11 protein-coding genes are annotated in these 12,225 nt (G+C 59.3%); 4 read left to right on the top strand and 7 right to left on the bottom strand.

What is annotated here, in order from left to right:
* Positions 1 to 39 precede the first annotated feature (39 nt).
* Positions 40 to 1,488, bottom strand: coding sequence for an aldehyde dehydrogenase (locus BKX96_RS05025; protein ID WP_046815495.1), 1,449 nt, complete (start codon positions 1,486 to 1,488; stop codon positions 40 to 42).
* Between the two features lie 120 nt (positions 1,489 to 1,608).
* Positions 1,609 to 2,439: a p-hydroxycinnamoyl CoA hydratase/lyase gene (locus BKX96_RS05020; protein ID WP_046815496.1), complete on the bottom strand. Its 831-nt coding sequence runs from the start codon at positions 2,437 to 2,439 to the stop codon at positions 1,609 to 1,611.
* Positions 2,440 to 2,652: 213 nt separating this feature from the next.
* Here BKX96_RS05020 and BKX96_RS05015 point away from each other — a divergent pair, with 213 nt between their 5' ends.
* Positions 2,653 to 3,141, top strand: coding sequence for a MarR family winged helix-turn-helix transcriptional regulator (locus BKX96_RS05015; protein WP_077182925.1), 489 nt, complete (start codon positions 2,653 to 2,655; stop codon positions 3,139 to 3,141).
* 49 nt (positions 3,142 to 3,190) lie between these two features.
* Here the strand turns inward: BKX96_RS05015 and BKX96_RS05010 are convergent, their stop codons facing one another.
* Complete coding sequence (locus BKX96_RS05010; RefSeq protein ID WP_082240454.1) at positions 3,191 to 4,513, bottom strand: OprD family porin; 1,323 nt, start codon at positions 4,511 to 4,513, stop codon at positions 3,191 to 3,193.
* Positions 4,514 to 4,844: 331 nt separating this feature from the next.
* Here BKX96_RS05010 and mhpT point away from each other — a divergent pair, with 331 nt between their 5' ends.
* Positions 4,845 to 6,062, top strand: a complete 1,218-nt coding sequence (gene mhpT / locus BKX96_RS05005) for a 3-(3-hydroxy-phenyl)propionate transporter MhpT (protein WP_046815498.1) — start codon at positions 4,845 to 4,847, stop codon at positions 6,060 to 6,062.
* Positions 6,063 to 6,116: 54 nt separating this feature from the next.
* Here the strand turns inward: mhpT and BKX96_RS32785 are convergent, their stop codons facing one another.
* Positions 6,117 to 6,284 carry a hypothetical protein gene (locus BKX96_RS32785; protein ID WP_162837825.1) on the bottom strand — a complete coding sequence of 56 codons (168 nt, stop codon included), beginning with the start codon at positions 6,282 to 6,284 and terminating at the stop codon, positions 6,117 to 6,119.
* Between the two features lie 283 nt (positions 6,285 to 6,567).
* On the opposite strand from BKX96_RS32785, the gene cahR reads away from it, so the two are divergent.
* The gene (cahR, locus tag BKX96_RS05000) at positions 6,568 to 7,584 is read left to right on the top strand and encodes a transcriptional regulator CahA (protein ID WP_046815499.1); all 1,017 of its coding nucleotides are present in this window, start codon (positions 6,568 to 6,570) and stop codon (positions 7,582 to 7,584) included.
* Positions 7,585 to 7,732: 148 nt separating this feature from the next.
* On the opposite strand, the gene BKX96_RS04995 is transcribed toward cahR, so the two are convergent.
* The 3 genes from BKX96_RS04995 to BKX96_RS04985 form a co-directional block, all read right to left on the bottom strand.
* On the bottom strand, positions 7,733 to 9,073 hold the full coding sequence (locus BKX96_RS04995) for an MFS transporter (protein ID WP_046815500.1): 1,341 nt from the start codon (positions 9,071 to 9,073) through the stop codon (positions 7,733 to 7,735).
* 203 nt (positions 9,074 to 9,276) lie between these two features.
* Positions 9,277 to 10,488 (bottom strand): creatinase, encoded by a 1,212-nt coding sequence (gene creA / locus BKX96_RS04990; RefSeq protein WP_046815501.1) that lies wholly within the window; start codon positions 10,486 to 10,488, stop codon positions 9,277 to 9,279.
* A 227-nt stretch (positions 10,489 to 10,715) separates the two neighbouring features.
* Positions 10,716 to 11,675: a GlxA family transcriptional regulator gene (locus BKX96_RS04985; RefSeq protein WP_046815502.1), complete on the bottom strand. Its 960-nt coding sequence runs from the start codon at positions 11,673 to 11,675 to the stop codon at positions 10,716 to 10,718.
* A gap of 275 nt (positions 11,676 to 11,950) precedes the next feature.
* Here BKX96_RS04985 and BKX96_RS33100 point away from each other — a divergent pair, with 275 nt between their 5' ends.
* Positions 11,951 to 12,154 (top strand): hypothetical protein, encoded by a 204-nt coding sequence (locus BKX96_RS33100; protein WP_046815503.1) that lies wholly within the window; start codon positions 11,951 to 11,953, stop codon positions 12,152 to 12,154.
* The last annotated feature ends 71 nt before the right edge of the window (positions 12,155 to 12,225 follow it).

Genomic DNA, 12,225 nt, shown 5'->3' with positions numbered 1-12,225 from the left:
GCGGGCAATTGACTTGTTGGGAAGTCGATGCCCGCCTGTTCAGATCGGGTAGTGCCGCGGTCCGTTCTGCAAGGTAACCCAACGCAACTGGGTGAAATGCTCGATAGATGCCTTGCCACCGAAACTTCCGTAGCCGCTGGACTTTACCCCGCCAAAGGGCATTTGCGCCTCGTCGTGCACGGTCGGGCCGTTGATGTGGCAGATGCCCGACTCGACCCGTTGGGCCAAGGTCAGGGCACGCCCGGTATCGCGACTGAAAATCGCCGCCGACAATCCAAACTCGGAGTCGTTGGCCAGCTGCAGCAGCGCTTCATCTCCCTCGCCGCGCAGCAACACGGCCACCGGCCCGAAGGATTCCTCGCGGTACAGGCGCATGCTCGCGTTGACGCCGTCGAGCAAGGTCGGCTGCAAAATGCTGCCGTCCAGTTGCCCGCCGACCACCAGGCGCGCGCCCTTGGCCAGGGCATCATCGATCAAACCCCTGATGCGCGTGCCGGCGCTGGCGTCCACCAGCGAACCGAGCACCGATTGCGCATCCGCAGGGTCACCCGCGCGCAGGGTGGCGACCTTGGCCGCCAACTTGTCGATAAAGGCATCGGCGACCTTGGCATCGACGATCAGGCGCTCGGTGGACATGCAGATCTGCCCTTGATTGAAATAGGCGCCAAAGGCGGCCGCCTCCACCGCAGCATCCAGGTCGGCATCGTCGAGCACCAGCAACGGTGCCTTGCCGCCCAGTTCCAGCAAGGCCGGTTTGAGGTGGCGCGCGCAGAGTTCGCCGACAATGCGTCCAACATGCGTGGAGCCCGTGAAATTGACCCGTCGCACCGCCGGGTTGGCGATCAACCGCTCGACAATCGCCGCGGCATCCGCTGGCGCGTTGCTGACGACATTGACCACGCCATCACCCAGGCCAGCGTCCTGCAATACCTGACCGATCAAGCGATGCACCGCAGGGCTTAGCTCAGATGCCTTGAGCACGACAGTGTTGCCGCAGGCCAATGGCATGGCGATAGCGCGGGTGGCGAGAATCACCGGCGCGTTCCATGGCGCAATGCCCAACACGACGCCGCAGGGTTGGCGCAGGGCCATGGCGAAACTGCCTGGCACATCCGAGGGGATAACTTCGCCATTGATCTGCGTGGTCATCGACGCTGCTTCACGCAGCATATTGGCCGCCAGCCGCACGTTGAAAGCGTACCAGTTGGCCATGGCGCCGGTCTCGCCAGCCGCCTCGATGAACTCGGCACTGCGCGCCTGCAATTGCTCGGCCGCCTTGAGCAAACGGGTTCGGCGTTCATTGGGTGCCAGGGCGGCCCACTCGGGAAACGCCTTCTGCGCAGCGGCTACCGCGGCGTCGGCATCTTCCAGGGTGGCGGCGGCAACCCGCGACACCAACTCGCCGGTCACCGGGTTACGGCGTTCGAAGGTTCGACCGTCGCGGGCGGGGCACGACTGGCCGCCAATCAGCAGGGGCACGTCCAGCATGGTGATTCCTCTTTATAGTCTTTGTCGGGAATACAGTGGAACAAGGTAGGCAGCGATGTAACCGCAGCACCAGGGCACATCCGTCAGTAGCGGCATGCGCCCGGCTGCGTGCGAGGCACCTCAGCGTTTGTATGCTTGCAGGCCCGGCTTGATGCTCTTGTCGTCGAGGAATTGTTTCATGCCCTGCTCACGGCCGCCTTCGGTGTCCAGCAGGCGTGACTGATCGAGCTTGGCGTACAGGTAATCCTCGTTCTGCTCCCAGGTCAGTTCGCGGCAACGTTTGAAACCATGCTTGGCCGCACGCAGCACCACCGGGTTTTTCTCCAGCAGGTTACGCGCCAGCTCCACAGTGACTTCACGCAGTTGCGCCAGCGGTACGCTTTCATTGACCAGGCCCATCTCGGCGGCTTTCTGCCCGCCGAAGGTCTTGCCGGTCATGATGTAGTACAGCGACTGGCGATGGCCCACGGTGTCGGCCATGGCCTTGCTCACCAGGTTGCCCGGCGGGATGCCCCAGTTGATTTCCGAAAGACCGAAGGTCGCCTCGTCGGCGCAGATCGCCAGGTCGCAGGCCACCAGGGGGCTGAAGCCGCCGCCGAAGCACCAGCCATTGACCATGGCAATGGTCGGCTTGGCGTACATGCGCAACAGCTTCCACTGCCATTGCGAGGCTTCGCGGCGGATTTTTTCCTGGAGGATCTCCGGGCCAGCGTCCACTTCGCGGAAGTACTCCTTGAGATCCATGCCCGCGGTCCAGGCTTCGCCAGCGCCGGTCAGCACCAGTACACCAGCAGCCGGGTCCTGCTCGAGGGTTTCCAGGACATCGATCATCTCGCGGTTCAGGGTCGGGCTCATGGCGTTGCGTTTTTCCGGGCGGTTGAGGATGACCCACGCGATGCCTTCTTCGATTTCCACTTTGACCGTTGTCCAGCGCCCTTCGTAATTGCTCATGACGATGCTCTCTTGTTCTTGGTTTGAAGATGACTGGAAATTAAACCGGCAAATTAGTTATGTCAATTAACTATTAATAAAATTAACCAGTTTTCAACACACTGAAAGCTCCCCTGTCCGAAACGCCAACGGATATTGGCCATAGCAATCACCGGTCAACGCCGGCAAAATAGATAGCCTTGTTAACCTCCAATCCTTCAGGACTCACCTGCAATGGCCAAGCCCTCCCCCCTCGCCGAGTCGATCGAGGCACCCTCGACCAACGCCGAGATGCAGGCACCACTCGATTCGGCGTTGAACGACCTGATCGGCTACGCCATGCGCCGCGCACAACTCAAGCTGTTCCAGAACCTGATCAGTCGCCTATCTGCCCACGATCTGCGGCCCGCTCAATTCTCCGCGCTGGCGATCATCAATCAGAACCCGGGCCTGATGCAGGCCGATCTGGCCCGTGCACTGACCATCGAGCCGCCCCAAGTGGTGCCGCTGCTCAACAAACTGGAAAGCCGTGCGCTGGCAGTGCGCGTGCGTTGCAAGCCGGACAAGCGCTCTTATGGGATCTTCCTCAGCAAGACCGGCGAGACCCTGCTCAAGGAACTGAATCAGATCGCCGCGCAAAGCGACCTGGACGCCACCGCGGCCCTGGACAATCAGGAACGCGAAGAGCTGCTGCGACTGCTGAAGAAGATTTATCAGGAGTAACGCACGCCCCAAAGGGACGTGCCGGTGAGAAGCCTTCAGGGCCCTGGGGTTACCAGATTGGCAAGGTGTAGGTCACCAGGAAGCGGGTCTGGTTTTCATCGCGAAATGCCGCGCCGCTCGGGAAATCGTTGCGGTAAATCGCCTTGCGCGCCACCAGCGCGACATTCTTCAGCGGACCGCTCTGCACCACGTAGCCCAGCTCCATCTGGAACTCGCGCTCCTTGCGGTCCTCGGCGTTGAAGGCTTTGAGCTCGATATTGTCACCGCGCAAATAACGCAACCGGCCCCTCAGCCCGGGCACTCCGGACGCGACAAAGTCATAGTCGTAGATGGCCTGCCAGGTGCGCTCCCTGGCGTTGAGAAAGTCCGAAGCCATGGTCAGCTCACTCATCCCCATCAACTCTGTCCCGGAGATATAGGGAGTCGCCGAGTCGCCACTGGAATGCATGTAGCCGATGCCCAGCTTGTGTCCGCCGTAACGGTAGCTGAACAACCCCGAGACGTTGCGATTATCCACTTCACCACCCTTGGCGCTGCCATCCTCGCGACTGAAAAAACTGCGCAGATCGCTGGTCAATACCCCTGCGCCCAGCGGCAGGTCATGCAGCAACGCAAACGTGTCCTGTTGGTACAAGTCGGTCACTTCGGCGTGGTAAGCACGTAGGCTCAGCGTCTTGCTGACCTGATAATCGCCCCCCAGATAGGCCATGTGCGAGGTCGTGGCAGTGGCGTTGAATCGCCGGTTGGGCGAAGCGATGGTCATCGACTCATAGTTGGTGGAATTACGCTTGTCGATGCGATCGATATACCCGGTGTTCAGCGTCAGGCCGTCGAAGTCCCTGGAGCTGAGGGTGGTACCGCGAAAGGTTTGTGGCAGCAGTCGCGAAGGGCTGGCAAAAGCAAACGGCAGGAAGATCGACACATCCCCGGACTTCACCGTGGTCTGGGCAAAACGCAGCTTGGCGGTCGGGGCCAGGCGCGAGTACTCATCCGCCGCCCGATTGTCGCTGGCCGACACCGGCAACAACTCGGTGCCGCTGCGATCCGGCGCGGAGTCGAGCTTGACCCCCAGCAGCCCGCGAACGTCCAGCCCAAAACCCAGCGGTCCTTCGGTAAACCCCGACTCCATGTTCATGATGAAACCCTGGGCCCACTCCTGCGCGGCGGTCTTGGCCCCATCGTCCTTGTATTGGCGGTCCAGGTAGTAATTACGCAGGGTCAAGGTGCCATGGCTGTCTTCGATAAAACCTGCGGCTCGAAGCTGGGTGGGTAGAACGCTCAATCCGAGCAGCGCCAGGACCAACCCTCGGTTGATACCGGGCACACAGGTGGCTGACGCCGTCGCAACGTCGTGCGTGGGGAGATTTGGCATGTTCGATTTCCATTTTTATTGTTGTTTGTGCTGCCGGAGGAGCGCAGTGCAACCGGCTTCGCGGACAGAGAATGGAAACAGCCAATGACCCCTGTCAATGGTGAATGACCGATAATCGAACATTAATATTATTATCTATTTTTCGCCAATACACATGATCTACATCTTACTGGCTGATTTATAAGCCTTATTTGCTATTTTTCTCGATTTTAAAGGGACAGTTCATTTTTTAGTTATCTTTGTTATCTTATTCGCCAGCAGCCATCTACAGCGTACCCCGTGCGATGGGACGGCTCGACTCCACAACAAAAACAACAATGAGGTTCCACCCATGGACAGCCCATCGCGTCGTTCGACGCTGACAATCGCTTTGTGCTTTATCGTTGCGCTGATCGAGGGTTTCGATCTGCAGGCCGCCGGCACCGCTGCCGCCGGACTGCGCCAGAGTTTTGCCCTGGACCCGAAGATGATGGGCTGGGTGTTCAGCGCCGGGATCATCGGCCTGCTGCCCGGGGCGTTTTTTGGCGGCTGGGTCGCCGATCGCATCGGCCGCAAGAAAATCCTCGTCAGTGCCGTGCTGCTGTTCGGCGTGTTTTCCCTGTGCACGGCCTACGTCGAGAGCTACTCCAGCCTGTTGCTGGTGCGTTTCATGACCGGCCTGGGCCTGGGCGCCGCCCTGCCCAACCTGATCGCCTTGTGCGCCGAGGCCGTGAGCGAGCGCAACCGCGGCACCGCCATCAGCGTCATGTATTGCGGCGTTCCCCTGGGCGGCGCGCTCGCGGCGGTGGTGGCGATGTTTTCCAGCGAGCACTGGCAAACCACCTTCATCATCGGCGGTGTGGTGCCCTTGCTGGTCGTGCCGTTGATGGCCCTGCTGCTGCCTGAATCCACTGCCTTCCGCCAGCAACATTCGGCCACTGGCAGCCAGCGCCCTTCCACCGCCCAGGCGCTGTTCGGCGAAGGCCGCACACGCAACACCCTGGCCTTGTGGCTGAGCTATTTCTTCACCTTGACCGTGATGTACATGCTGCTCAACTGGCTGCCTTCGTTACTGCTGGAACAGGGCTTCAGCAAACCCCAGGCGGGCATGGTGCAGATGCTGTTCAACATCGGTGGCGCCCTCGGCTCGCTGCTCGGTGGCTTGCTGCTGGACCGCTGCAACGGTCTCAAGGTCGTGCTGTTCGTGTATGCCGGGTTGCTGACTGCACTGGCCGGAGTCGGCCTGTCGGTGGGCATGATACCGATGGCAATCGCCGGTTTTGCCGCCGGGTTGTTCGTCATGGCTGCGCAACTGGTGCTCTACGCCCTGGCGCCACCCTCCTACCCGACCGCCGTGCGCGCCACTGGTGTCGGCGCCGCCGTGGCGATCGGCCGGCTGGGCTCGGTGGCGGGGCCCTTGGCCGCTGGGCAGATCCTCGCCGCCGGTGCAGGCACCACGGGCGTGCTGCTGGCGACTTCACCCGGGCTGGTGATTGCTGCCCTGTCGATCCTGACCGTGATCGCCCGCACCGGATCGACTGCGCAAGGGCAGTTGAAGACCGCCAACTAAGCAGTTGAGGGATTTGAAGCGAGGGTTCTGCTCCGAGCCCTCGACTTCATCAGCCTAGCCCTCGTGATCAATCGAATCCAGATAGTCGAGGTCATCCTGTTCCTCGTCATCATCGTCAAGAATGCCTTGGGCATCTTCTTCGACCCAGCGTTCTTCTTCGTGGAATTCATGATCGAGCAGATGGTCGTGCTCGGGTTCAGGAATATCGATCTCTTCGCTCATTTACATTTCCTGCGTTGACTGTACTGCACATGGTTGAGGCGGCAGATAGGGTATCAGCAAGTGACCCTTGGAGGCTCGTGCTGCCCACAGCCTCCTTGCAAGACGACAAAACCGCTGCAGTCATGCATGCATGTTTGTCTTGTGATCGTCTATTGATCGGGCACTGGGTGTAAGATCCAGATACCCGTAAACAGGTGTAACAATCACAAAAAAAGAGATGACGCAGTCCCTGTCGGCAGCTTGCCATCGAGTGCGTCACTTATGCAGCTGAGGAGCGGTAAAGATGGCGAAACTCCAGGCGGCGAAGCCCGCCGCAGGACGTTCGGCGCATGAACTACATCCAGTGAAAACCGTGGGTTTCCTGGTCATCCCCAACTTCACCACCATCGGCTTCGCCTCCGCCGTGGAAACACTGCGCATGGCCAACCTGGCAGCACGCAAACCGATGTTTCGCACGGTCATCATCGCCGCCAGCCTGGACCCGGTCACGGCCAGCAATGGCATGCGCATCCTGCCTGACCACACCATCGCCGACGCACCCGAACTCGACATGCTGTTCGTGGTTGGATCAAACCCGATTGTCTCCAATCACAGCAGCCGACCACTGCTCAACTGGCTACGCAAGTTGGCGCATGATCAGGTGCCGCTGGGCGGGATTTGTACGGGCAGTCATTTGTTGGCACGCGCCGATTTGCTCAAGGGCTATCGCTGTACGATTCACTGGGAAGATATCGAGGCACTGAAGGAGCGTTTCCCGGGGATTATCATTTCCAACCAGCTGTTCGAGCTGGATCGGGATCGCTACACCTGCTCCGGTGGCGTGGCCTCCATGGACATGACGCTGCAGCTGATCGCCCGCGAACCCGGAGGCCGGGACATCGCAGCCCATGCAGCCGAGCTGCTGTTGTGCGATCGGGTACGAGGTGCAAAGGAACAACAACGTGTGCCATTGCGGCAGAAGCTGGGCACCTCGCAGCCCAAGCTCAGTCAGATGGTGGCGATCATGGAAGCCAATCTCGAGGAGCCGGTTGGCCTTGAGGAACTCGCGCGGTTGAACGAGGTGTCGGTGCGCCAGCTCGAGCGCCTGTTTCACAAGCACCTGCAGCGCACGCCGAGCCAGTACTACCTGGAATTGCGCCTCTCGCGGGCGCGGCAATTACTGTTGCGCAGCGAATCGCAGGTACGTGATATCGCCCTCGCCTGCGGCTTCGTTTCCCCGGCGCACTTTTCCAAGTGCTACAGCCGCTTCTTCGGCGTATCGCCCATTGGTGAGCGTAAGCAAGTAGCGGCGGTGCATTGATTCGAGATTGATGTTGGCCGGACTTGCCTCTTCGCGGGCAAGCCCGCTCCCACAGGAATCTCTAGTGGATACACAATCTGTGTTCCCCGAAAATCTCTGTGGGAGCGGGCTTGCCCGCGATGGCGCCCTGAAAGACAACCCTGGCCTGTCAGTCCTGCAACGCCTTGTGCGCAGTTTCCCGACTCGCCAACATGGCAATCAAGGCGACCGCCGCTGCCGCCAGCAGATACCAGGCCGGGGCCATTTTGTTGCCGGTCAGTTGGATCAGCCAGGTAGCGATAAACGGCGCGGTGCCGCCGAATACCGCGTTGGCGATATTGAAGCTGAAGGCAAAACCACTGAAGCGTACGCGGGTGGGGAATATCTCGGCGAGGAAGCACGGCAAGGTGCCGTCGTTCATAGCCAGAATTGTGCCGAAGGCAATCTGGATCATGAGAATCACGATCAGCGGCTGATTCTCCAGCATCCCGAACAGCGGAAATGTCAGCAGCAAGAAGAGTACCGAAGCGGTCAGCAACATGGTTTTGCGTCCGAACCGATCCGACAGCTTGCCCATCAGGAAAATGAGGCCGATATAGGTCGCCAGCGACACCGTCGACGCCAGGAACGAATCACTCTCGCTCATGCCCATTTCGGTGGACAGGTAGGTCGGCATGTAGCTGAGCAACAGGTAAAACGCCACGGCATTCAGGCAGGTCACGCCGATCCCGATCATCACGCTGCGTCGGTGCACTGTCAGCAACTCACGCACTGGCGCGTGGGTCGCGCACTCCTTCGCTTCGAGGCGTTTTTCCATCTCCAGGAACTTGGGTGTGTCTTGCAGACTCATGCGGATGTAGCGTCCCACCAGCCCAAATGGCGCTGCGAGGAGAAAGGGTAACCGCCAGCCCCAGTCATGCAGATCCTCGACACTCATCCACGCATGCAGGCCGGCGACAAAGACCGCACCGAATAACAAGCCCGCCGCCGTACTCGCCGGGACAATGCTGGTGTACAAACCGCGCTTGCCCTCGGGAGCATACTCGGCGAGAAAGGCCGACGCCCCGGCGTACTCACCTGAAGCAGAGAAGCCCTGGCACAAGCGAATCAGTAACAGCAAGGCCGGCGCCCACAGGCCAATATGGTTGTATGTCGGCAGGATGCCGATACAAAAGGTCGAGACTGACATGATCAGAATCGACCAGGACAGCGCACTGCGCCGCCCGTATTTGTCACCGAAGTGACCCCAGACCAGCCCGCCAATCGGGCGAACGATAAACGACAGCGCGAATACGGCGAAAGTCGCCAGTAGCGCGGAAGTCTTGTCGGTTTGCGGAAAAAACGTCAGGGCGATGACGGTGGCCAGGTAGCCGTAGGCCGCATAGTCGAACCATTCGACAAAGTTGCCCATGAAGCTGGCACTGGCTGCGCGTCGCAGGGCCTTGCGCTCGGCCGTTTGTTCAAGTTTCTGCGCCATGGTCAGCGTCAGGCTTGCGTCTTGGGTGCTCATTGGGCACCTCCGGAGTTAGAGGTGCGGTTATCGAGGTAAAGAGTCGGGACGTAGAACATGACAAAACCCTCTATTGTTTTACTTGGCAGGGTTAAGGTTCATTAATGCTGCGCGTTTTTTTGCGCGCATGCGTTTTTTTTTGCTGATACTCAACCACTCATCAAAAAGAAACGCCGCACAGGTTCACTGTGCGGCGTTGCGGCTTACTTCCTGATGATGTTGTGTTGCGGACCATACGGGAATTTCGTGATGTTTTCCCCGCCGTGCTCGTTGACGATCAGGATGTCGTGCTCACGATAACCGCCGGCACCTGGAAGGCCTTCAGGCAGCATGATCATCGGTTCGATGGACACAACCATCCCGGGTTCCAGCACGGTGTCGATGTCTTCGCGCAGCTCCAACCCGGCTTCGCGTCCGTAGTAATGGCTGAGCGTACCGAAGGAATGGCCGTAGCCGAAGGTGCGGTATTGCAGCAGATCGTGTTCCAGGAAAATCTCGTTCAATTGCAGCGCGATATCGCAGCAGCGCATGCCTGGCTTGATCAGCTTCAGACCGGCCTCGTGCACTTTGACGTTCACTTCCCATAAGCGCAGATGCTCATCGGAGCAGTGGTCCAGGAACAAGGTACGTTCCAGTGCGGTGTAGTAACCGGCAATCATCGGGAAGCAGTTAAGGCTGAGGATGTCGCCCTTGTTGACCCTGCGCGACGTGACCGGGTTATGAGCACCGTCGGTATTGATGCCCGACTGGAACCAGGTCCAGGTGTCCATCAGTTCGGAATCTGGAAAGGTGCGTGCAATTTCGCGCACCATCGCCTGGGTGGCATGCAGGGCTACTTCGTATTCTGGAACCTGATCACGCAAGGCTTCGACGATGGCCGCACCACCGATGTCCGCTATACGCGCACCATGGCGGATGATGGCGTGTTCTTCAGCAGACTTGATCATGCGCATACGCATGCACGGTGCGGCGATATCCACCAGCTCGGCCTGCGGATAGCAGCTGGCGAGTTTGTCGCGATTGAGCAGGTTCAGATGGTCGAATTCGATGCCGATGCGCCCGGCTTTGGGCAAGGCCTTTTGGATCGCGACGAAGTAATTGTCGCGCTGCCAGTCGGTGTAGACGATGTTTTCAGTCCCAACGGTACGGCGCCACGGCTGACCGCCATCAATGTTCGCGCTGATGGTCACGGCGCTGTCCTGGGTCACGACCAGCGCGTATTGACGCCCGAAGGAGCAGTAAAGGAAATCGCTGTAGTAGTTGATGTTGTGATAGGACGTGAAGACTGCCGCGTCGATATTGTTCTGCGCCATATAAGCCCGCAATTTGGCCTGGCGGTTGGCATATTCGCTAGCCGAGAACGTCGGTTTCACTTTTTCGCCGTTCTTGATCTGGATGGTTTTTGGCATTTGCATGTCATTTATCCTTGTCATTGTTTGAGCAACAGAAGGCGCCAATCTGGCGGGCCGCTGAAGATCATTCGAACAGATGCAAGGTGAGGTTTTTTGCGCGAATCCGACCTGTAGTTGGCCATACCCGCTGTTTGCCCCTGTGCTCTGCCAAGCCTCCCGGCAGAAACAAAAATGCCCCCGAAAGCGCAGTGACAGCCGCTTGGCGAGGGCATTGGCAAAGGATGACGCAGTCAGTGCGTGAGCGAGCTGACGCCGATATGATCGCGCGGGTGTGCTCCGAAGTATTGGCGATAGCAACGGTAGAAGTGTTGTACCGAGACAAAACCACACTCCCCGGCGACATCGGACAAGGCATGTTCACCGGACCGCAACAACTGGCGTGCCTGTTGCAGCCGCAAGTCCAGGTAGTGTCGGGCCGGCGAACAACCCAGGCTGCGCTTGAATAGCCGTTCGAGATGGCGTTGGGAAATGCCCATGGCGTGGGCCAGTTCGTCGATCCCCAGTGTCCGGCACAAGTGCTCGTTCATCAATGCCAGTGTTGCTTGAAGTTTTTCCGGGGCGTCATGCAGGGGAAGTAGCGGTCGGGCCTGGCGTACTGCATGTTTTTCCATCCGCAGTACCAGGCCACGACCATGGGTGCGGGCGAGAAGCTCGTGCATCAACCCTTGAGCGGCCTGCGGGCCGACGCAGGTCAGGCGTTGGCGATCGACACAGAACGGTGCTGCTACCGGCGTCAATTCGCGCAAGGTGGCCAAGGTCATTGACGGGGTGGGCTCCGGCAAACTGCAGCGGAAACCCTTCAACGCGCCGATCTGAGCCAGCAGCCAACCGGCCTTACCCAACGCCCCCAGGCTGATCGGTTGCCTTGCCCAGTGGTCCAGTTGCTGGAGCAAGCCTGGATGTTCAGTCTCAAGATGCAGGTCATCGCCACCGCAAAGGATCAATACATCGAACATGTGTGCCTGATCCAGCCGTACAGTGGCGGTTGCGATGCCGTTGCTGGCATTCAGTGGCTGTCCGTCCTGGCTTAGCATTTGCCATTGGCAAACATTGCACTGCGCCAATTGATTGGCCTGGCGCAATGGCTCCAGCGCATTGGCAAGGGCATATAAATCGAAGGCATTCATCAGCCAGAAACCAATACGCAGCACCGGTGGTTGCGGCCGGCCAGACCCGGTCAGTTGCAGCATGTTCCACTCCCCCTTTGGTGAAGGTCACTCAGTGCTCGATGGCGCTGAGGCATTCACCCGATTGTCGTGTTCCGGTTGCACCTGCGAGTGTCAAATATCGACCCCAAAGTGCTCGTCACTACCAATGGAGAGCTGTATGTGTTGTGTCGTGTTCTAATGGAGCCTGGGCTGAAGCCGTTGTTGGTATCCGTTTTGACAACTTACCCTTCTGAAATGAGCGCCGAAAAATGCCGGATCCCCGGTGTCGCCGCTCGACCACTTGAGCAATTTTTACAATGTCAAAGAAGCGGCAGACAGACACACCTGCAGCAACCGCTGCAGACATTGAACGATCCATCCAGGCCCTGAACAAAATGGCCGAACGCCTGTGGGGCGATGGCCGGGAAGCCGAGGCGAAAGCCCTCCTCGATGCCTTGGACGCATTGAACCGGGCGCTTGACCGGATCAGGATTGGAGAGAGCCGCCGGGTTCTTCATTGAGGGGCACCGCACAAGTCAGTGCAGACCGTCACGCCTTCGTCACACTCGCCATGCACACTGCTGTCAGCCAA

Source organism: Pseudomonas putida (assembly GCF_001976065.1).
In the GTDB taxonomy this organism is placed as follows: domain Bacteria; phylum Pseudomonadota; class Gammaproteobacteria; order Pseudomonadales; family Pseudomonadaceae; genus Aquipseudomonas; species Aquipseudomonas serbica.
Note: the sequence above shows the minus strand (reverse complement) of the source record. Positions and strands in the feature narration are given on the sequence as shown.

Excerpts from the sequence above, each read along its gene's own strand:
- BKX96_RS05025 (WP_046815495.1), bottom strand. The coding sequence starts at position 1,488 with ATGCTGGACGTGCCCCTGCTGATTGGCGGCCAGTCGTGCCCCGCCCGC.
- BKX96_RS05020 (WP_046815496.1), bottom strand. The coding sequence starts at position 2,439 with ATGAGCAATTACGAAGGGCGCTGGACAACGGTCAAAGTGGAAATCGAA.
- BKX96_RS05015 (WP_077182925.1), top strand. The coding sequence starts at position 2,653 with ATGGCCAAGCCCTCCCCCCTCGCCGAGTCGATCGAGGCACCCTCGACC.
- BKX96_RS05010 (WP_082240454.1), bottom strand. The coding sequence starts at position 4,513 with ATGCCAAATCTCCCCACGCACGACGTTGCGACGGCGTCAGCCACCTGT.
- mhpT (WP_046815498.1), top strand. The coding sequence starts at position 4,845 with ATGGACAGCCCATCGCGTCGTTCGACGCTGACAATCGCTTTGTGCTTT.
- BKX96_RS32785 (WP_162837825.1), bottom strand. The coding sequence starts at position 6,284 with ATGAGCGAAGAGATCGATATTCCTGAACCCGAGCACGACCATCTGCTC.
- cahR (WP_046815499.1), top strand. The coding sequence starts at position 6,568 with ATGGCGAAACTCCAGGCGGCGAAGCCCGCCGCAGGACGTTCGGCGCAT.
- BKX96_RS04995 (WP_046815500.1), bottom strand. The coding sequence starts at position 9,073 with ATGAGCACCCAAGACGCAAGCCTGACGCTGACCATGGCGCAGAAACTT.
- creA (WP_046815501.1), bottom strand. The coding sequence starts at position 10,488 with ATGCAAATGCCAAAAACCATCCAGATCAAGAACGGCGAAAAAGTGAAA.
- BKX96_RS04985 (WP_046815502.1), bottom strand. The coding sequence starts at position 11,675 with ATGCTGCAACTGACCGGGTCTGGCCGGCCGCAACCACCGGTGCTGCGT.
- BKX96_RS33100 (WP_046815503.1), top strand. The coding sequence starts at position 11,951 with ATGTCAAAGAAGCGGCAGACAGACACACCTGCAGCAACCGCTGCAGAC.